Here is a 20767-nt window from a genome sequence, read left to right on the forward strand (position 1 = left end):
AACCTAAATCTCTACTTCAACTGGTGTATTCTTGCCTTTCGCCTTAGCCTTTTTCTTTTCAGGTGCAACCTGACGGAAGGATTCATAGGATTGCGTTAAACGCTTGAGAAAATTATCACGTTCAGCTTCTGACCAATTAGTTTCTACATCAGTCACTAAATTTGCTAATTCTTCTTCAGATAGCTGCACAGAAACTCCTCTCTTATTTTTCCAATTAGCAATTACTTGTTTGCTTGCTGTAATTAATTGATTAATATTCAAAGGATGTTCTAAAGGCTTACCTAAGACATCATAAGTAGCTTGTACAAGTTCCAGAGAACTAGGAAGTTCGGTAATACTACCAAATACGCCTAATATTTGGTTTTCCATGCGTCCAACACGACTAGAAACTGCACCGTAACGACTTGTAAAAAGAATGTTACCAATGATATAGCGCAGTTCATCCGCAGTTACATCTTTTAGTGTGACGACATCCAGAAAATGAACTCCTGGTTTAATGTATTCGCTGGTATTTAAAGCTGTTGAGGCGTTACCTTTTTCATCGCGCATTGTACCAGTTTCGTAGATGGCGTTTATGGTGCGATCGCCTACAACATCACTAGCAGGTAAAATACTAAAAGCGTCTTCAGTCCAAATCCGACTTTTTTGAGCGCCACCCCCACCAGCTGCGAAGCCGTAGAGGAAACAATCTACACACATTTCACAAGGTGCATTAGTATTTAAAGAACAAAGAGAGCCATCTTTAGGGTTGGTGTATAAAAGCTCATGCGCTCTTAAATGTTCTCGTCCATAGCGTCTTTCTGGTGCTACTTGTTTACGCTTAGTCATTACCAAGCGTTGAATTATAGTTTTTTGATTTTCACCTTCTAAACCAGCTTGGACAAACTCGCTACACATTGGTTCACCTGAACCTTCTGTGCGAAAGATAGTTTCAGAATGGGTTGTTCTTAAAACAACTAAAGTAATAAAACGTCCTTTGGGGAAGTTCTCATAACTTGTTGCTAGAACTGAAGAAAGCTTTTGAATTGACATGAGAAACTCCTAATTAATTACACAGTTGTATTTGTTTCGACTGAATCATCTTGAGGCTGAGTTTTTAGTTGCTTACGCGCTTCTTCAAGAAAAAACAAATAAGCAGCTTCTAACGTTTTTTGGTCAGATAGAAACTTTTCAGGACGTGCTGAATAAACCTCCTCATATAACTTTCGCAAAACTTCGTAATAATGCTTTATTTGCTCCAACTTTGTTACACCTACTCCATAGTCTCGAATACGTTTTAAGCGAGTGTAATATTGCTGCACCAAAGCGGCGAAAATTAGCTCTAAATCTAAATGAGGTTTTTGAGTACGAATAGCAGCAGAAAAAGCTGTGAAAGGTTCTGCTTGAGCAGTTCTATTGAAAGAACTGCCCTTGAGGTTTGCTTCTGCTGCAATTTGAGCAGCTTCTTTGAGATATTTAGTTAATAACGAATTTTCATCCGACATAAAGCTCTCCAGTAAAGTATTTAATGGCTCACAAATCCGGCTCCAAATAACACTCAAGTTTGGTTCGTCTTGTTCTCGCAGAGTCCAACGTAACAAGACATAATAAAGTTCAATTGGTCTGACACAAGCACGAGCCAAATCATATAAACAATCATCAGCTTTCTGAATACTTGCAACAGATGTTGCTAGTTTGCCAATGCAACGTAGTCGCTCAAGAATTTTTTCTGCATCTTGGCGTTGCTGATATTGTCCATTTCCCAATAAAGTTTGCAGTGCAGAAGGAATTCCCTCTATTCGTCCGTAAATATTACTAGATAACTCAACTTCTAGATTGCTACTCAATGTAAAAGGAAAGCCAATATCTAAAGATAAGGAAATTTCTAAAGCAAGTCTCAGTGACTTTAGTAAAGCTAAAGAATTATTAACATCTCCCCAAAGTAAAGGAATAATGACAGATGTATGAACAAAATCAGGACGTTTTGGCAATGCTAAACCAACTACTTTGTTAGCTTTAAATTCAAGCTGGTTATCTTTATATAATTTCAATTCATCAATAGTGACAGTCCCACCTTCAGCATTTGTTGCTGCAAGTTGTTTTAAAAGTCCACGCCAAATTATCAACAGTTCTGGAGCAGAACCTTTAGGTAATGCTAAGTGCAAATAAAGCGGGTCTTGTTTTTTAACAGCAGGAAAGTTTGCCCCAACTGCCATTAATTGGTAAGCTAAAGCTGCAATTGAATCTGCTTGTCTTTTTGGTTCAGCACTGATACCACCCGGTAAGCGATTAGAAAAAGCCTGTACTTTTGTACCAGGAGGCATATTATCTGAAATCAGCTCATCTATATCAGTAGAAGTAGAACCTAAAGAGCATCTTTGTCTGGGATTTGCTTCTACATAAGCATTTAAATCATTGGCTCCATTTAACCGAATAGCAAAAGGTAAATTGACCATTCGGCTAACGGCTGCAATCATTTCTTCAGATACTTCTGTTTCTTCAGATATTTGTGTACTTTCCTTTCTTAGTTGGAAAGATTCTTGTAGAGCTTCTTTAATACCCTCAATTCCTTTAACAGCAGCCTTAGCAGCAAATAAAGGCCGCCCATATTGACCATTAAACGGCTCAATTGCAGTGCGCTGAAGTTCAGATATACCAGTATGATGAGCGATTTTATCCCAAACTTCTTTAGGGCTTAATCCAGCTTCTCTATAACTGAGGTAAGCTGCCTTTAAACCTTCAGATATGGCAAATTCTTCTGCACTGCTTACAGGTAATAACTGAAGTTCAGCCGCTTTTATTAGTGTATCTGCACCAGCCGCTTCACCCCACTTAGTTACATCTTTAGCAATCTTGTCTGATTTATATCCAGCTTTTTTCCTTTCTAAAAGAGCCTCAACATTTACCAAAACTTCCTCAATATTTTGTTGGATGGCTTGATGAGTAACTTTAATACCATCCTTCGTAGGTCTGACAAGTCTTTCGATATTATTGCCAAAAACTTGGTCAATTTTACTTTGCCAAACAGCAGCTATTTCTTTTGTAAAATCTACATTTGCTAAAGCTTCTCCTTCAAAAAGTTCGCCATCAGGGAAAATTGCTAAAGGATTTAATCCATACTTTTGTAAAACCTCTTCGCAAGCACCCAGCAATAGGGCTGTAATATAGCCTTTGTCTTCAGAAATGCTGATTTTAAAAAGGTTACAGCTTCGCCCAAAAGCAACGGTTAATTCTTTTTCCAGTTTGCGAAAACGTTGTGCATCTGGAATTCCTAAATCAAATAAGTCCGCAGCTGTAAGCATCGCCGCCCAACGTTCAATATTTGGGTCTTCTGGTAAAAATCTTGCTCCATCGCTGACGTTATGACCTGAATGGCGTTCAATTAGCTTTCTGACTAACTCCAAATCATCTTCTGAGACAACAAAGCTAAGTACACAAGCCTTTTCAAGTTGTTCTCGTAAAAATTCCTGATTTCTAGCCAGGGTTTTTACTTTTCTTTCTTGAGGGTCTAATTTATTCAGGTCATGTACAGCAGTTGCAGCTAGTAGCAAAGGTCTTTTATCTTCTGGGACTTCTGCTATTCGGCTGACTGTCAAAATGAACTGACACGCCGAATCTAGGTGTTCTGCAAGGGTTGTACCCGTTCTCACACCAGTTTGATGACGATGTGCATGGTTTTCGTAAAGCTGGGGGCGAATTTCACTGAAATAAATCTCCTCCAAGGTTTTGGGAGGAGCATTTAAAAGCCGACTGCGCTTAATCATATTGAAAGATATAGATTTAATACCAAACTTAGTCTCACAAAGTGGTCAACAAACACCATAGTCTGTCTTAATTTATTGCGCCACTAGTACGAGTTTTTACTGAATGAATTTTCAAGCCCTATTTTCAGGTGGGCGAATTCTGACTTTATCTAATTCAGCAGTTACAATTGCACCAGAGAATAATTCGTCTCCGTAAAGCTGAAGTACCTGCAAACAAACTATTGATTGTTCTTTGGTTGAGAGATTAACTAAACGCAAGATACCACAGTGAGGATTTCCCCGCAGAATTGCTAACTCTCCAAAATCTTTATCAAGGGTGACTAAAATCCTACCTTCACGATAGGCGGTTGCTAAAATTTCCTCGTCACCTGGATCTTTTGGCCAATCTCCAGACCAAACTACATCATACCCAACCGTTTGTAAATCGTTACGCACCCTAGCATTAATGCAAGTATCTAGTAGTATCTTCACCTTGGGGACTCTATGAATAAAGGTTCAACTCGTTCATGACCAACTAACCTTCGTGCATAGACTAAACAGGCTTGTACATCTTCCCGTTCTAACCAGGGATAAGCTTCTAGCAAAGTTTCAATAGTATCTCCTACTGCTAACATTCCTAAAATATGTTCAACAGCTAGGCGACGACCTCGAATGATCGGTTTACCGCCAAAGATTTGGGGGTTAAATGTGATTCTTTCTAGTAATGTTTGTTCGTTCATGGTTTATACGATGACATCTAATACAAGGTTTACCGAAACAAATATTGGAGTCAAGGGAAATTCTGGACAGCAAACGATCATCGGTCATGGTCGAAGCTTATTGCGCTTAATCATATAATGCTAAATGCTACCTAGATTTAGTTCTCAAAGTCGTTATAACTTATGACTTCGCCTTCGTCGTTAGTTACGGGTTGACATTTCATATCTGCGATTACCCTCCTCAATCGAAGGATTTCGCATTGATACTTGTCAATCAGAACCAGACATTCAGCAATCTTGTGAGCGATATATTCCACTGAGTAGTTCATGACCTATGACCTCTTGCAGGTTGAACGAAATCTACCTGCTCTTAGTATAGGCATATTATTTGTCTAGTGTCATATAAACATTGATGTTATTTTCCCGAACCTCTAGTTTGGGGTCATATTGGGTTATATTTATTTGTGACCCCAAATATCTTCACAATCCCTATCAGGGATTGAAAATAGTGACATATATACATAGGGGTCAGTTTCTTTTTGCAAACAAATCCCTATCAGGGTTGGTCAGCCAGAGTTGCTCTCTGGCTTTTTTAATGTCTTCTTTGATAACCCCATTGCTAGAGCATCAAAGTAATGTGGTTACACTTTCCCTTCATGAACATAATTATTTCTAGATGTCCATGCACTTGAGGTTAATATCCTGATTTACAATTACAAATAGAAGTATGGCACAAGTAAAATAAAAGTGCAAGTACATTTTGTAAATGCCGAGAAAAAAAGAAACGATTACACTGTCAATTCCGCCAGGAACTAAGGAACAACTAGAAGCGATCGCTCGCCAACTCAATATCACTTGGGGCAAAGAACCCAGTATTTCGGGCTTAATAGTGGCGATCGCACAACAATCTGTAGAGGTCGGAAAGCCTTTTACGCTTGACTCTAACCAAGTTAATGCCTTACAGCAGGCAATAAAAGCTTTGAATGATGCAGGTCATATAGGAGAAGCGCAAACTGTACTTGCACTTTTACTGGAACGGGGCAATCTCGAAGCACCTCTTCGTCAATTGCTGATGAAACAACTTAGTCAACCTATCCAAGAATGGCGAAATACGATAGAAGAACTAAGTAAAGCCAAACAGCCTTTCTACATTCTCTATTCCAACTCTCAAGGTCACGAGCTAGATTACAAAGTTCGTCACGCTGAGGTGCGCTTCTTTGAGAAACGCTTCTATCTCATGATTTGGTGCGAAGAGACAGCAGACGTAGAAAACGATATTCCAGAATTACCCGAACTTTGGCACAATCGTTGCTTAAGCTTTGAGCGAATTAAGTCTGTTGTCCCTACTAGTGGTGATTGGCGGGGTGAACTTGATTATCTAAAAGTGCAATTACACTTTCGAGGCTGGCTAGCTAAAGCCTATCAACCGAAAGAAGATGATATTGAGGATGACATGATTAATGATGTGCGTCAGGTGGTGCGCCGAGTAGCTAACCCCTTCTGGTTGATTCGAGAAGTATCACGGTATTGGGAAGATTGCGTGATTGTATCACCTGAGAGTCTGCGCGATCGCCTTAAACAAAAACTCCTCACCCTCTGCCAGTTATACGATATCGAAACCAGGTCTTAACTCTTTCCCTCTCCGAGTCGGCTACGGTGTACAGACAAGTCCAAGTAAACTACTAACAGAAGGAGTTGTAGGGAGTAAGAGGTGGTGGAAAATCCAATAAGAGTTCACGCTCAACTGATTCAGGGACGGGATAATCCTGAATTGCCTGCAACTGTTGCCTTTTCGGACGAGCAACTGCAATGTTTTGAGGTGATCGCAGTTCAGGCGATGAAAGTCGGCGCACAGGATTATCATAGACTTTTCCTAAAGTCATAAAATAGAGGGTATGGTAAAATCCTTACATGGATGAGGATTTTAGCGCTATTTCAAAAATAGTAATCTCTCTATGATAACCTGCGGAATGTGGGCTTGAACTCTATCCGCTCAATTAATTCACGATGTCTCAGCAACAGCGCACCCTCTTAATTGTCGATGATTCCCCAGAAGATCGAGAGCTATATCGGCGGTATTTGTTGCGCGATCGCGAATATTCTTACACTTTCCTAGAAGGAACCCTGGGACAGCAAGGGCTAGAACTTTGCCAGCAACACCAACCAGATGCCATTTTACTTGATTATCGACTGCCTGACATAGACGGACTGGAATTTCTGGCTAAATTGCAAACCTCAACCCAACAGCAGTGCCTACCTGTGATTGTTGTCACAGGGCAGGGCAATGAGGCAATCGCAGTTCAGGCGATGAAAGCCGGCGCACAAGATTATATTGTCAAAGAGCAAATTACCGCACAAGGACTACAAATAGCAATCAATGGGGCAATTGAAACAGTGCGGCTACGCACCCAACTGCAACAGCGTATTGAACGAGAGCGCGTAGTCGCGCAAATTACCCAGCAAATTCACTTATCTCTGAATCTGGATGAAATTCTTCAGGCAACTGTAGCCGAGGTGCGGCAGTTTCTTCACACAGATCGCGTCCTGGTTTTTCGGTTAAATCCTGGTGGGGATGGGACAGTAGTGGCAGAATCAGTTGGGACAGAGTGGCGATCGCTTCTTTCTTCTACTATCCAAGATCCCTTCCTAGCTGAGACCTACATCACCTCCAATCGACCGCAACTTGTCAGCTACGATCCCGCCTTTATCAAGAATTATATCGAAGGCTATTATCAGGGGCAAGTAACGGCAGTATCGGACATTCATGACAGCAGTATTGACCCATGCCACGGTGAATTGTTGGCACAGTTTCAAGTCAAAGCTCATCTGGTTGTACCAATTCTGCAAGACAACCAGTTTTGGGGATTGCTAATTGCTCATCATTGTACCTCCCCGCGATTTTGGCAGCCCTTAGAAATTGACTTGCTTAAAGAGTTGGCAACTCAGATGAGTATCGCCTTGCGACAGGCAGAACTGTATCAGCAGGCACAGCGTGAGCTAAAGGAACGCCAACAGGTAGAAGCAGAACTGCGCCAAAGCGAAGAACATCTGCGATTGGCACTCTCAGCCTCTCGGATGGGAACGTGGAACTGGAACATCCAAACGGGAAAAATTACCTGGTCGGATAACCTGGAAGCCTTATTTGGGCTGCAACCAGGAGAGTTTGACGGCTCATTTGAAATGTTTGTGGCGCGGTTGCACCAAGACGATCGCGATCGCGTTCTAGCAGTCGTCGATCATGCCATCGCCACTGGAGAAGACTATGACATTGAATTTCGGGTAGTATATCCCAATGGTAAGATTCGGTGGGCACTGAGCCAGGGCAAGGTATTCTACGACCAACACGGGCAACCGATTCAGATGGCGGGTATCGATCTCGATATCACCGAACGCAAACAGTCAGCCGAAACTCTGCGCGAGAGTGAGGAACGTTTTCGGCAGCTTGCAGAAAATATTGATGCGGTGTTCTGGATCAAAGAGGTACAGGAAAATCGGGTCAGCTATGTTAGTCCTGCATATAAACGCCTGTGGGGATTGAACCCAGAGGAATTGTATCAAGGACAACAAGCATGGGTCGATCATATCCACCCAGAAGATCGAGAAGCGACAGACAGAGCGTTTCATGAAAAAGCTGTCGCAGGTAAATTCGATGAGGAATACCGAATTATTTTAGCCGATGGTAGTATTCGCTGGGTTCACGATCGCTGCTTTCCCCTTCGAGATGAAACAGGAGAGATTTATCGGTTTGCAGGCATTGCCGAAGACATCAGCGAACAGCAAGCTGCGCTACGCGAACGCAAACAGGCAGAGCAAGCCTTGCGAGACAGTGAAGAACGCCTGCAAATGGCACTGGAAGGTTCTGGTGGCGGTCTCTGGGATTGGAATATTGTTACCAATGAAGATTATTTAAGTTCCCAATGGCTGGAAATGTTGGGATATGAGCAAGGAGATTTACCTGGGGACTTTAGCGCTTGGGAGCGACTGATTCATCCTGACGATAAAGTTTGGGTGATGGAACGGTTGAATGCTCATCTTCACGACGATTCGGTGTCTTACAAATTTGAATATCGAATGTTAACCAAGTCTGGGGAGTGGAAATGGATAGCCAACCACGGAAAGGTAGTTTCGCGGGATCGACAGGGCAATCCACTCCGTCTTTCAGGCATCCATCATGATATCAGCGATCACAAACAGGCAGAACTTGCTCTGCGAAAGAGCGAAGAACGCTTCCGCACTTCAGTTGAAAATATGCTGGACTGCTTTGGGGTATACCGTGCTGTACGGAATGATCGGGGACAGATTGTCGATTTTGTAACTGAATATGTCAATAGCGCGGCTTGTTTCAACAATCAAATGACTTATGAGCAGCAGATTGGGCATGGGTTGTGTGAATTACTACCAGGGCATCATGAAAGTGGATTGTTTAATGAATACTGCCAGGTAGTAGAAACAGGACAGCCGCTCATTAAAGACAGCCTACTTTATGAGGATGATTACGGGCAACAACGCTTAGTTCGAGCCTTTGATATCCGCGTGGCTAAATTTGGAGACGGATTTGTTGCTACTTGGCGAGATATCACCACTCGCCAACAAACCGAAGAAGCCTTGCGCCAGAGTGAAGAATTTAAAAACCGCATTTTAGACAGCAGTTCTGACTGCATCAAGGTATTAAGTCTTGATGGACGGCTGCTGTACATGAATACAGGTGGACTGTGTTTGATGGAAATTGATGACTTAAATGCCCATCTCAATAATGAATGGCTCTGTTTCTGGGAAGGCAGTTCTCGGCAACAGGCAGAGGAGGCACTTACTGCCACTAAAACAGGCAAAGTCAGCATTTTTAGCGGATACTGCCCAACTGTAAAAGGCACTCCGAAATGGTGGGAAGTGGTCATTAGCCCGATTTTAGATGCCTCCGGGCAGCTGGAACGAATCTTATTGATTTCACGAGACATTACCGATCGCAAAAAGATAGAACTCCTGTTGCAGGAGAGCGAAGCCCGGTTAAAATTGGCGTACAAAGCGACGCAATCGGGATTATGGGACTGGGACATTATCCACAATAGCGCTCATGTATCTGAAGAGTACGTCAATCTGTTTGGGCTTGATCCAAGCATAAAGGAAATCACATATCAACTGTGGTTAAGTCTCCTGCACCCAGACGATCGCACCTCAGCCGATGAAGGGGTGAGTCGCACCATCCAGCAACAGGAAGAGTACTATGAAGATGACTTCCGCACTATACATCCTGATGGTATTCGCTGGTTAGCGGCTAGAGGTCAGGTTTTCTATGATGCTGCGGGCAATGCGGTGCGGATGGTAGGTAATGTCCAGGATATCACCGATCGCAAACAAGCTGAAATCCAACGCGATCGCCTATTTCAGCTAGAGCAAGCAGCCAGAGCCGAAGCCGAACGCGCTAATCGGATCAAAGATGAATTTTTGGCCGTTCTCTCTCATGAATTGCGATCGCCTCTCAACCCAATTCTCGGCTGGACAAAACTGCTGCAAACCCGTAAATTTAGTGAAACCAAAACAGCTGAAGCTTTAGCCACCATTGAACGCAATGCCAAACTGCAAACTCAACTGATTGATGACTTGCTGGATGTTGCCAAGATTCTGCGCGGCAAACTCACCATAGATGCTGTACCTGTGAATCTGGCATTTATTATTGAATCTGCGATCGACACGGTAACTACAGCAGCCATTGCCAAATCAATTTCGTTGCATCCGGTGCTGCCAAATATTGGGCAAGTCTCTGGAGATTCCAACCGCTTGCAACAGATCGTTTGGAATTTACTTTCCAACGCTATCAAGTTTACCCCCAAGGGAGGACGGGTTGAAATCCGATTAGAGCAAGTAGATGAGCAGGCACAGATTATCGTCCGTGACACTGGTAAAGGCATTAACCTTGAGTTTCTCCCGTATATTTTTGAGTCATTCCGTCAAGAAGATGTTTCAATTACTCGCAAGTATGGCGGGTTAGGATTGGGATTAGCGATCGTCCGGCAGTTGGTTGAGGCTCACGGCGGCACCATCATGGCTGACAGTCCGGGTGTTGGCTTGGGAGCTACCTTTACAGTCCAGTTGCCACTACTGAATCTTCAACCAGAAATCAAGCAGATAGATGAGTTACCACAACCAGGACTTGAACTCACGGGAATTCGAGTTCTGACAGTGGATGATGATCCCGATGCCCGTGAGCTATTAACAGTATTGCTTACTGAATACGGAGCTACAGTCTTGACTGTTGCTTCTGCGGCAGAAGTGTTAGCAAACCTGGAGTCCTTTCAACCGGATGTGTTAGTCAGTGATATTGGGATGCCTGAAGTCGATGGTTATTCCTTGATTCAACAGATCCGAACTTTAACCCCCGAAAAAGGCGGACAAATTCCCGCGATCGCTTTGACTGCTTATGCCAGAGTTGATGATTACCAGCGAGCCATAACCAGTGGCTATCAACGCCACGTTACCAAGCCCCTCGATCCAGAAGAGTTAGTGCAAGCTGTGGTGGCACTCGCACAGATCAAGATGGGGCAGGGGAGCAGGGGAGCAGGGGAGAAGGGGAGAATAAGAAATGACAAATGACAAATGACCAATGACAAATGACAAATGACCAATGACAAATGACAAATGACAAATGACAAATGACCAATGACAAATGACCAATGACAAATGACAAATGACAAATCATCATAATCCCACTTACTTTTTCGAATTGCTCCCGATCAAGATTGGCAAATCGGAATCATCACAATGAATGTGGCTCCCTGTCCTGGTTCGGAAACACAATGTAATGTGCCTTTGTGTTTTTCAGCCACAATTTGATAACTAATAGAAAGTCCCATTCCTGTACCTTTGCCGACAGCTTTTGTCGTAAAGAATGGATCAAATAATTTTTGCTTGATATGAGCAGGAATTCCGGGGCCATTATCTGCAATTTTAATGACAACTTGTTTGCTTTCTACCAGGCAAGTGCTAATCGTAATGGTAGGAGTTAAGGTTTTGTCTTGAGCGTTTGCTTCTTCTAGGGCATCAATAGCATTGCTCAAAAGATTCATAAACACTTGATTGAGTTGTCCGGCATAGCATTCGACTAACGGTAACTCTCCATAAGCTTTGACAATCTCAATGCCAAGAGAATCAGGTTTCGCTTTCAGTCGATGTTGCAGAATCATCAGTGTGCTATCAATGCCCTCATGAATATTGACTTCTTTCATCTCGGCTTCATCCATGCGCGAGAAAGTGCGTAGAGAGACAACAATTTTTTGAATGCGTTCTGCTCCAACTCGCATGGAATAAATAAGTTTGGGTAAGTCTTCTACTAAAAACTCCAAGTCCATTGCTTCGGCTTCTTCTTGAATATCAGAATGAGGAATTGGGTAATGTTTCTGATAAAGTTCTAGGAGTTTCAGAATATTTTTGGTGTATTCATTGGCGTGGCTAAGATTGCCGAAAATAAAGTTGACTGGGTTGTTGATTTCATGGGCAACGCCTGCCACCAGTTGCCCCAATCCTGACATTTTCTCGGATTGGATCATCTGGGTTTGGGTGTGCTGGAGTTGTTGCAGGATTTGCTCTAATTCTGCTGTGCGATGATTCAATTGGACTTCGGCGCGTTTGCGATCGCTAATATCAAAGCTTGTGCCAATAACCCGGTAAATCTGTCCCTCAGTATTCTTGAGTGGGTTGAAGTTGATAAACCACCAGGTTTCCTGCCCATCAAAGGTTAGGCAATGCTCATAATAAAGGGGCATTCCCGTTCTGGCGCACTCAGCAAGCCGTTGTTGGATAGTCTGGGCCTGTGCTGCCCCAAGGACTTCAGTAGGCGTTTTGCCTACGGCATCAGCACTACGAATTCCAGAGGCTCGTTCCGCAACAGCGTTCCATCCGGCGTAATGGAAGCGATCGTTATCCAACACATCCACAACAAAGATGATTATTTCGGCTCCGTTGTAAATGCTGCTCAGAAACTCCTCTTTCTCTTGAAGTGCGGCTTCCGCTTGTTTGCGTAAACGAAGCTCGTCGTAGACATCGCTAATATCAATCACCACCCCATCCCACACAATCAAGCCATCAGCTTGCAGTTCTGGTCGAGAAACACATTGAATCCATTTGATTTTGCCTGAAGGAGTCACAATTCGCCACTCGTGACTAAAAGGCGTTAACATTCGACCAGAATCAGCAACTAACTGTCCCAGAGTTGAGGAATCGTCTGGATGCGCCATGAGGTGAATGTTGTGTACCCCTGCCATCACTGCCTTTGGATCAACCTCATACAGGTCATAGCAACCAGAACTGACGTAGGGTGTCCAGAAAGAGCCATCGGTAGCCAGACAGAATTGAAACACCATGCCTGGAATATTGTCAACCACCTTCTGGAAGCGGGCTTCACTGGCACGCAATTCTACCAGTGTTTGTTGTGTCTGCTCATAAAGTCGGGCATTTTCTAGAGAAATAGCGGCTTGAGTACATAACAGGTTAAGCAGTTCGACGCGATCGCTAGTAAATGCCCCAGTCGTCAAGTTATTCTCCAAATAAAGGATACCTGCGAATCGACCCCGATGGAGAATCGGATTACACAAGATGCTTTTTGGCTGTTGGCTCAAAATGTAAGCATCACTGGCAAAGACTGGATGATTAGTGGCATCCGCCAACACCACAGGTTGTAAGGAATGTTTGACGTGATAAATCACTTTCAGAGGAATGTCGTGGCTTTCCTCCACTGGAATTTTTTGCAGAACGATGGGTTGAGTATTAACGCTGATAGTCCCTTTAATCAACAAGCGATTGTCCCGCAGCAGCATTAACACGCATTTTTCTGCCCCAGCATTTTCAATTACTATCTGAAGCAGCATCATTAGGAGTTTTTCTAATTCAATTTCACCAGAAAGAGTTTGAGAGGCTTTGAGAATGGTTGCCAAATCGAGCGATTCTGTAATATTGCTGGAGCTAGAGGTTTGAGTCGAATGAAAAGATGGGGCAAAAATTGTGTCAGATGGCTTAAGTAAAGGTTGCGGTTGTTGCACAATTGCGGTTAAAAGCTGAGGATAGCGCTGTTCCAAGCCAGTTACTTTGGCTTTCGCTCCCCAACGGGCGTAGCAGTAATATGCTTCTTGCATATATGCTTGGGCGAGTTTTTCTTTACCCCAATTGAGGTAAAATCTGCCTGCTAGTTCATTGCTTAGGGCTTCTTCTTGAATATATGCATTTGCTTTCGCGGAGGCGATCGCGCGATCGTAGTAATCCATTGCTTCATACATTCGCCCCAACACCCGATACTGCTCTGCTTCAACCAAATAAAATTTGTGTAAATGGTTTGTAGGGGCATGGTTTGCCCAATCTTTGAGTTTCTTCTGGTTGCTAACAACTTCCTGGGGCAAACTATTACATTCCTTACCTTGGGCGTTGGATAATATCGCCAGATGGGTTAATGAATCGTAAAAGTGAAACACCGGAATCATGAAACAACCGGATACACCATTCAAATATTGTTTGGCATTAACTGCCACTTTTGTTGCTTGTTCCCACTCATTGAACAAGTAACAAAGAATTAGTTTATTAATATACAGTGTTCCCATTGCATAGAGATCGTTAGCCTGCTGATGCTTGGGCAACATCATTTCTTCGTCATAAACCACACCTTTAATTTCCCAAGAACACTTACTCTGCCCCAGTAAATTTAAGACGGATTGGTAAAAGACTCTTAGGTAATTGTGAGCAACTTCCTGTTTTAATTGAGCCAATACCTGACTATAAACCTTCATCTCTGGTTCTAAGATTGACAAATCTTTGCCGAGAAAAAAGGACAGCGAACAATAATTGTAGGCACAGTCAGCAGCATATTCTAAAGTACCCATCTCCAGACCGCTATGGTATCCGTCGAGCAAAGGAGCGAGTGAATTTTGAATATGATGTTTCCAAGGTTTCACAAAAGGATAAACCATGTTAATCGTGCTGGCTTTAAATTCTCTACTCTCGAAGCGTGATAGTAGTCCCATTGCCAGTTCACCAATGCGATCGCCTAAATCTATTTCTCCAGTACCACACAAAATTACTCCATACCAAGCATAAGCCTGTGCTGATACCCCAGCATTACCATAAGCAACCGATAACCTCACCTGCTTGCACACGATTAACGGCAGCAATGCTGGAACCGCTTGATAGACTGCTGCTGTTACAGTCGCTAAAATTCGGATCACTGCCAGACCTCGGAGGTCTTTCATCTCAGGCAGTTCCAGCAAATCTTCTAAATGTTTTTCTTTTAATACATCTTGAGTCTGTTGCAAACTTTCAGTAATATCTGCGTCAGTCGGCTCCTCTGGAAACGACATTCCAAATAATTTCAAAGCAGAAAGAGCGGTTTTAATGGCTTTAGGTTGCTGACTCTGAGCGACATCAGCCAGAATTCTCACTTCATAGACTTTCACTTTGTCTAGTAATTGACGAGCATTTTGCAGTACCTCATCAACTATCTGCTCCATTTGCCCAAAGTCACCACTCAAACAGGCTACTTCTGCGGCTAAATCATGGAGAGCCAACGTTAAATCATAGCATTGCCGCCAACAACTTTCCGTGAGCAGTTGTATGCCTTTAGTAGCGTATTCAATTGCAGCCACGTAAGCAGTTGCAGATTTGGCTTTTTGTGCAGCAGTTAAATTTAGCTTCGCTAATGTCTCCCGTTCTGTTTCTAAGACAATTAAATCGGCTCCTTTATTTAATTGATTAACAATCTCGAAGATTTTTTCCTCTTTTTCCGTTTCGTTCATTACACTTAAGAGCAATCGCCCAATTTTTAAGTGCATCAGTTGTTTTTGGTTATCGGGAATGAGCGAATAAGCAGCTTGTTGGACGCGACCATGCAAAAATTTGTAGAAAACAACTACTTTATTATCTGCTTCTATCTGTTCATTCTCCTCAATCAACAACTCTGATTTTGACTGATAAAACTTGTAAATATCATTGCTGGGAATCACTAATCCTTCCTGAAGGGCTTTCCATAAGTCAGTAGCAGTTTCAGCTTGAGACTTTTCATAGACAATTGCCAGTGTTGCTAAATCAAAGGAGTTACCAATACATGCTGCGAGTTTCAGGGCATTTTGAGTGGCAACTGGCAACTTCTGCAACTGCATTGCCATTAACTCTACCACGTCATCTCTCAGAGAGAGCAATTGCACATCACTAATATCACACTGCCAATGCCCAGCTTGAGGATCAAACTCAATAGCTCCCTCTTCATGTAGCGCCTTGAGAAACTGTGTGCTGAAAAAGGGGTTTCCTTGAGTTTTTTGATAAACTAGCTGGGTTAAAGGTTGAGCGATCGCTGCTGGACATTGTAATGTATCTGTAACTAGCGAATTTAAACTTTCTTGACTCAAGGGAGCCAGTGTGATTGTATTGACTGTAGTGCCAGCTTTCTTGATTTCTTCTAACGTCAATATCAACGGATGAGCAGGCGAGACTTCATTATCACGATATGCACCAATCAATAACATGAAGCCGCTTTCTCTTTGTCCGATCAATACCTGAATCAAGTTTAGTGATGCTGAATCTGCCCACTGTAAATCATCCAAAAACATCACCAAGGGATGTGTAACTGTAGTAAATACTTGAATAAATTTTTGGAACAACAGATTAAAACGGTTCTGGGAAGCATTACCTGATAGTTCCACCACTGGGGATTGTTGCCCAATAATCTGCTCTAACTCAGGAATCACATCGATAATTACTTGGGCATTTTCCCCCAACGCCGTCAAAATCTTCCATTTCCATTGCTTTAATTGGGTGTCACTTTCGCCTAACAACTGCCCCATTAAGTCACGGAAGGCTTGTACAAAGGCACTGAGGGGAATGTTGCGGTTGAACTGGTCATACTTGCCTTTAATAAAGTAGCCTCGTTGCCGGACAATGGGTTTATGTACTTCATTCACCACTGCCGTTTTACCAATGCCGGAGAACCCCGCCACTAACATGAACTCCGATGTCCCACTGGCAACCCGCTCGAATGCTTCTAGTAGTATTTTAACTTCTTGCTCTCTGCCATAGAGTTTTTCTGCCATTACGAAGCGATCGCTTATATCTCGCTTTCCAATCGCGAAATGCTCAATTTTTCCTATTTCTTTCAGTTTTTCTATACATAGATGCAAATCATGTTTTAGTCCCAACGCAGTCTGGTAGCGGTCTTCGGCATTCTTCGCCATCAGCTTGTGAATAATTTCTCCCACAACCAAAGGGATCTCAGAGTTGACATCGCACACATTAGGAGGAAGTTTTGCAATATGACAATGCACTAATTCCATCGGGTCTTGAGCATCAAAAGGCACTTTTCCTGTCAGTAGCTCAAAGAAACTTACTCCCAATGAATAGAAGTCGCTGCGGTAGTCAATCCCCCGATTCATGCGTCCTGTCTGTTCTGGTGATAGATAAGCTAGAGTCCCTTCCAGGACATTTGGATTTTGGATTTCGGTGGTTTCTCTCGGTAACAAGGAGGAGATGCTAAAGTCTATCAGCTTTAACACCTTGGTGTCTGGGTGAATCAGGATATTAGCAGGTTTAATGTCTTTATGAATCACCCGTTGTTGATGTAACTGGTGCAGAATCTCTGTTAGTTGTAGGGCTATAATTAAAGATTGGTCTAAGTGTTGCGGCTGTTCCTTAATAAATTGTCGCAGTGATATGCCACCAAAATCTTCCATCACCAAAGCATAGCCATTATTATAGGGTTCAAGGCTGTAGGGCTTAATAATCCCAGGAATCTCTAGGTTTTTGGCTAGGGCATATTGGTTGCGAAACTGTACGAGTTCACTAAAGCTGGGGTACTCTCGTTTTAAAAGCTTAATTACAACTGCTTGGTTATCTGCTTCTCTGACCGCGCGATATACGAGTGTACGTGAACCTGAGTATAGTTGCTCTCTAATTTGGTAGCCTGACAGTGTTACAGTTACATCCACTTTTACGCTCATCACTTTTTCAGGGAATTTTTCTAGTCAGTTTAGAATTCCCCACAGGAAATTTTTTGTAACAAACTTTCGCAATTATTTACGTTTTGGATGTATTTCCTGATGAAAAACTACACGTTAGCGATCGCTCTTTGTGCAACTGAGTTAGCAGAAAATACAAAAAATATATAACCAATAGAAAAGCAATTTATCGACTTACAAAAAGCTGAAGGCATTAAAGCTTTAACTCCCCATTTTTTGAAAATGATTTTCTGCTTCCTGGCTTATTACTACAGCGATTTCCAATAAGTAAATAGCTGATTATCACTTGATTTCCCTCCAAGGTTCTATCCTGTGGGAAAAGAAGGGGCTTTTTGATTGAAAATGCCTATAACCCGTTCCTGATGATAATTGCAACTATCCTTAACCTCAAATCGAATGTCTGATATATTTGGTTTTTAGCAAACAAACTTCTTGCAAAATTCTCTTCACGCGGTAAAATAACGAAATTTTGCAAGAGTTTTAATTATGAAACCATTTCTTTTTGTAACCGATCTAGATGACACCCTCGTGTATCGCACCGTTGGCGATGACAGCGCTTTACCAGAACTAAATAAACTGCTGAGTCAACATCGCCAAGAATACGGCACTAAAATTGTTTATTCTACCGGGCGATCGCCCTTACTTTACAAACAACTCCAAGCTCAAAAAAATCTTTTGCAACCAGATGCCCTTGTTCTTTCTGTAGGGACGGAAATTTATCTCAATGGTACTGATAGTCCAGACTCAGATTGGTCAGAAACCCTGTCTCCGGGATGGGAACGGGAAACTGTATTATCTATTACCCATAAATACCGTGAGTTACTTCGGCAACCAGATTCAGAACAGCGTCCTTTCAAAGTGAGCTTTTTTTTAGAACAAGAAGCATCTGCGAATGTTCTACCACAACTTGAAGCAGAGTTGCAGAAATCGAAATTAAATGTAAAGTTAATCTACAGTAGCGGTATTGACCTTGACATTGTACCCCATAGCAGCGATAAAGGTCAGGCAATGCAGTTTTTACGCCAGAAGTGGAAATTTGCAGCAGAACAAACAGTTGTCTGTGGTGATTCGGGTAATGATATTGCTTTATTTGCTGTAGGCAACGAACGGGGAATCATCGTCGGGAATGCCCGAAAAGAGTTACTCCAATGGCATAACGAGTATCCCGCTATGCACCGCTACCTAGCAAAAGGTTTTTGTGCAGGTGGAATTATTGAAGGCTTAAATTATTTTGGTCTCTTGTAATGATTAGTTATCTAAAAGGTATAGTCGCTGGTATCCAAACAATTGGCGCTAATCGCGTGATTCTGACTCTGGAAGTCAATGGCTTGGGGTACGATTTGCAAGTTCCCCAACGGCTAGCAAACCAGTTACCAGAATCGGGAGGCGTGGCGCAAATTTTTACCCATTTCCAAATTCGGGAAGAAGTGCCCTATTTATATGGCTTTGCTTCCCCAGCTGAACGCGATTTATTTCGCCACTTGCTGACTGTCACAGGGATTGGTGCAGCCTTAGCGATCGCACTTCTGGACACTCTGGAACTACCAGATTTAGTCCAAGCAATTATCGCTGGCAATACACAAATCTTAATTCAGGCTCCCGGTGTCGGCAAAAAAATCGCAGAGCGCATCTGTTTGGAACTGAAAAGCAAATTAGTCGAGTGGCGTAAATCAGCTGGGTTCTTCGTCGCCACAGGCGGGCCAGCACCAGGAATTCTCGAAGAGGTGCAAATGACCCTCTTCGCCCTGGGATATACTGCCCATGAGGTCAGTCACGCCCTGCATGTAGTCAGCGAAGACATCGGCCTACCCAAAGATGCCTACGTCGAAGATTGGATTAAACAAGCGATCGCTCATCTCAGCAGCGAACAAGTTTAATTGTCATTTGTCATTTGTCATTGGTCATTTGTCATTTGTCATTGGTCATTGGTCATTTGTCATTTGTCATTGGTCATTGGTCATTGGTCATTGGTCATTGGTCATTGGTCATCTCTTATTCTCCCCCTGTCCCTCCTTATGCCCACTGACCGAAAACAACTCATGATACAAGCCCCTAAATTTATTTATTATTTATGGGGATCATTAATTTTGAATTTTGAATTTTGAATTTTGAATTCGGAGCGAAGCGACGTGACCCTTACGCCTGGCTAGAACAGTCCTTAGCAACAATTCATCGGGCGGACTGGTATCGTTCGGTACAACCTATCAACGGTCGTCCGGGTGCAACGGTGGTTTTAGCTGGGCAAGAGGTAATTAATTTTGCCAGTAATGACTATTTGGGATTGGCTGGGGATGAGCGGTTGATGGCAGCCGCAACTGCTGCGATCGCAGAATTTGGCACTGGTAGTACTGGTTCTAGATTACTCAGTGGGCATCGAGAATTGCATGGGGAGTTAGAAAAGGCGATCGCATCTACCAAACAAACAGAAGATGCCTTGGTATTTAGTTCAGGGTATCTAGCTAATTTGGGTGCTATTACCGCCCTTGTGGGCAAGCGTGATTTAATTTTATCTGACCAGTACAATCATTCCAGTTTGAAAAATGGAGCGATTCTGAGCGGTGCAGCAGTTGTAGAATATCCGCACTGTGATATGGCAGTACTCAAAGCCAAGTTGAATCAGCAGAGGCAAAATTATCGACGCTGTTTGATTCTTACTGATACTGTCTTCAGCATGGACGGCGATTTATGTCCCTTGCCCGCACTGTTCGATCTGGCTGATGAATTTAGCTGTATGCTGCTAGTCGATGAGGCTCATGCCACTGGGGTACTAGGAAAAACTGGCGCTGGGTGTGTCGAGCATTTTGGGTGTACAGGAAAGCAATTAATTCAAATTGGGACTTTGAGTAAAGCTTTGGGTAGTTTAGGCGGTTATGTGGCAGGAAGTAGCGCCTTAATTGACTTTTTGCGGAACCGCGCACCCAGTTGGATTTATACCACTGGGCTTTCACCTGCTGATACAGCAGCAGCCTTAGCAGCAATCAAGATAGTGCAACAAGAACCGCAACACCTTGCCCAATTGTGGGGGAATATACATTACTTGAAAACTTTGCTGCAACAGTTGCCTAACTTAAAATTGCTGCCTTCTGAATCACCCATATTATGCTTTCAATTGCCTAATGCCACAGATGCCCTCAAAGCTGGAAAACAGCTAAGAGATGCTGGCATTTTTGCTCCAGCAATTCGTCCTCCCACAGTGCCCACAAGTCGAATCAGAATATCTGTAATGGCGACTCATGAAGTAGCACATATTGAAAAATTGGTAACAGTGCTGAAGGATGTTATTTGAATGGGGAAGGGGGAATGGGGAATGGGGAATGGGGAATGGGAGAATAAGAAAATAACTAAT

The 20767-nt window shown here is 42.9% G+C and carries 12 protein-coding genes; 5 read left to right on the plus strand and 7 right to left on the minus strand.

The genetic code is table 11. The annotated features are described in order from the left end of the window. Positions 1 to 3: 3 nt before the first annotated feature. The 5 genes from cas7d to IQ274_RS28185 all read right to left on the minus strand — a co-directional run bounded on the left by cas7d (position 4) and on the right by IQ274_RS28185 (position 4770). Entirely contained in the window at positions 4 to 1032 is a 1029-nt protein-coding gene (cas7d, locus tag IQ274_RS28165; RefSeq protein ID WP_194144149.1) for a type I-D CRISPR-associated protein Cas7/Csc2, read from the minus strand. A gap of 17 nt (positions 1033 to 1049) precedes the next feature. After that, positions 1050 to 3743, minus strand: coding sequence for a CRISPR-associated protein Csc3 (locus tag IQ274_RS28170; protein ID WP_194144150.1), 2694 nt, complete (start codon positions 3741 to 3743; stop codon positions 1050 to 1052). Between the two features lie 111 nt (positions 3744 to 3854). After that, positions 3855 to 4214: a DUF5615 family PIN-like protein gene (locus IQ274_RS28175; protein WP_194144151.1), complete on the minus strand. Its 360-nt coding sequence runs from the start codon at positions 4212 to 4214 to the stop codon at positions 3855 to 3857. Beyond that, positions 4211 to 4462, minus strand: a complete 252-nt coding sequence (locus IQ274_RS28180; RefSeq protein WP_194144152.1) for a DUF433 domain-containing protein — start codon at positions 4460 to 4462, stop codon at positions 4211 to 4213. Before IQ274_RS28180 ends, IQ274_RS28175 begins: the two co-directional genes overlap by 4 nt. A gap of 137 nt (positions 4463 to 4599) precedes the next feature. Continuing rightward, positions 4600 to 4770 carry a hypothetical protein gene (locus IQ274_RS28185; protein WP_194144153.1) on the minus strand — a complete coding sequence of 57 codons (171 nt, stop codon included), beginning with the start codon at positions 4768 to 4770 and terminating at the stop codon, positions 4600 to 4602. A gap of 437 nt (positions 4771 to 5207) precedes the next feature. On the opposite strand from IQ274_RS28185, the gene IQ274_RS28190 reads away from it, so the two are divergent. Then, positions 5208 to 6071: a WYL domain-containing protein gene (locus tag IQ274_RS28190; RefSeq protein ID WP_194144154.1), complete on the plus strand. Its 864-nt coding sequence runs from the start codon at positions 5208 to 5210 to the stop codon at positions 6069 to 6071. Between the two features lie 52 nt (positions 6072 to 6123). On the opposite strand, the gene IQ274_RS28195 is transcribed toward IQ274_RS28190, so the two are convergent. Further along, on the minus strand, positions 6124 to 6324 hold the full coding sequence (locus IQ274_RS28195) for a hypothetical protein (protein ID WP_194144155.1): 201 nt from the start codon (positions 6322 to 6324) through the stop codon (positions 6124 to 6126). 124 nt (positions 6325 to 6448) lie between these two features. Here IQ274_RS28195 and IQ274_RS28200 point away from each other — a divergent pair, with 124 nt between their 5' ends. Continuing rightward, a complete protein-coding gene (locus IQ274_RS28200) occupies positions 6449 to 11029 on the plus strand; it encodes a PAS domain-containing protein (protein ID WP_194144156.1) in 4581 nt (1526 codons plus the stop codon). Between the two features lie 140 nt (positions 11030 to 11169). Here the strand turns inward: IQ274_RS28200 and IQ274_RS28205 are convergent, their stop codons facing one another. Further along, complete coding sequence (locus IQ274_RS28205) at positions 11170 to 17403, minus strand: AAA family ATPase (RefSeq protein ID WP_194144157.1); 6234 nt, start codon at positions 17401 to 17403, stop codon at positions 11170 to 11172. Positions 17404 to 17907: 504 nt separating this feature from the next. Here IQ274_RS28205 and IQ274_RS28210 point away from each other — a divergent pair. The 3 genes from IQ274_RS28210 (at position 17908) to bioF (ending at position 20707) form a co-directional block, all read left to right on the plus strand. Next, a complete protein-coding gene (locus IQ274_RS28210) occupies positions 17908 to 18666 on the plus strand; it encodes a sucrose-phosphate phosphatase (protein WP_194144158.1) in 759 nt (252 codons plus the stop codon). Then, positions 18666 to 19298, plus strand: coding sequence for a Holliday junction branch migration protein RuvA (gene ruvA / locus IQ274_RS28215; protein ID WP_041565497.1), 633 nt, complete (start codon positions 18666 to 18668; stop codon positions 19296 to 19298). Before IQ274_RS28210 ends, ruvA begins: the two co-directional genes overlap by 1 nt. A gap of 224 nt (positions 19299 to 19522) precedes the next feature. Next, a complete protein-coding gene (gene bioF, locus IQ274_RS28220; protein ID WP_194144159.1) occupies positions 19523 to 20707 on the plus strand; it encodes an 8-amino-7-oxononanoate synthase in 1185 nt (394 codons plus the stop codon). Positions 20708 to 20767 lie beyond the last annotated feature (60 nt).

This window comes from Nostoc sp. LEGE 12447 (assembly GCF_015206985.1).
Classification (GTDB): Bacteria; Cyanobacteriota; Cyanobacteriia; order Cyanobacteriales; family Nostocaceae; genus Nostoc.

Coding starts and splice junctions, on each gene's coding strand:
- IQ274_RS28185 (WP_194144153.1), bottom strand. CDS start 4,770: ATGAACTACTCAGTGGAATATATCGCTCACAAGATTGCTGAATGTCTG.
- IQ274_RS28195 (WP_194144155.1), bottom strand. CDS start 6,324: ATGACTTTAGGAAAAGTCTATGATAATCCTGTGCGCCGACTTTCATCG.
- IQ274_RS28200 (WP_194144156.1), top strand. CDS start 6,449: ATGTCTCAGCAACAGCGCACCCTCTTAATTGTCGATGATTCCCCAGAA.
- IQ274_RS28170 (WP_194144150.1), bottom strand. CDS start 3,743: ATGATTAAGCGCAGTCGGCTTTTAAATGCTCCTCCCAAAACCTTGGAG.
- IQ274_RS28190 (WP_194144154.1), top strand. CDS start 5,208: ATGCCGAGAAAAAAAGAAACGATTACACTGTCAATTCCGCCAGGAACT.
- ruvA (WP_041565497.1), top strand. CDS start 18,666: ATGATTAGTTATCTAAAAGGTATAGTCGCTGGTATCCAAACAATTGGC.
- IQ274_RS28205 (WP_194144157.1), bottom strand. CDS start 17,403: ATGAGCGTAAAAGTGGATGTAACTGTAACACTGTCAGGCTACCAAATT.
- IQ274_RS28180 (WP_194144152.1), bottom strand. CDS start 4,462: ATGAACGAACAAACATTACTAGAAAGAATCACATTTAACCCCCAAATC.
- cas7d (WP_194144149.1), bottom strand. CDS start 1,032: ATGTCAATTCAAAAGCTTTCTTCAGTTCTAGCAACAAGTTATGAGAAC.
- IQ274_RS28210 (WP_194144158.1), top strand. CDS start 17,908: ATGAAACCATTTCTTTTTGTAACCGATCTAGATGACACCCTCGTGTAT.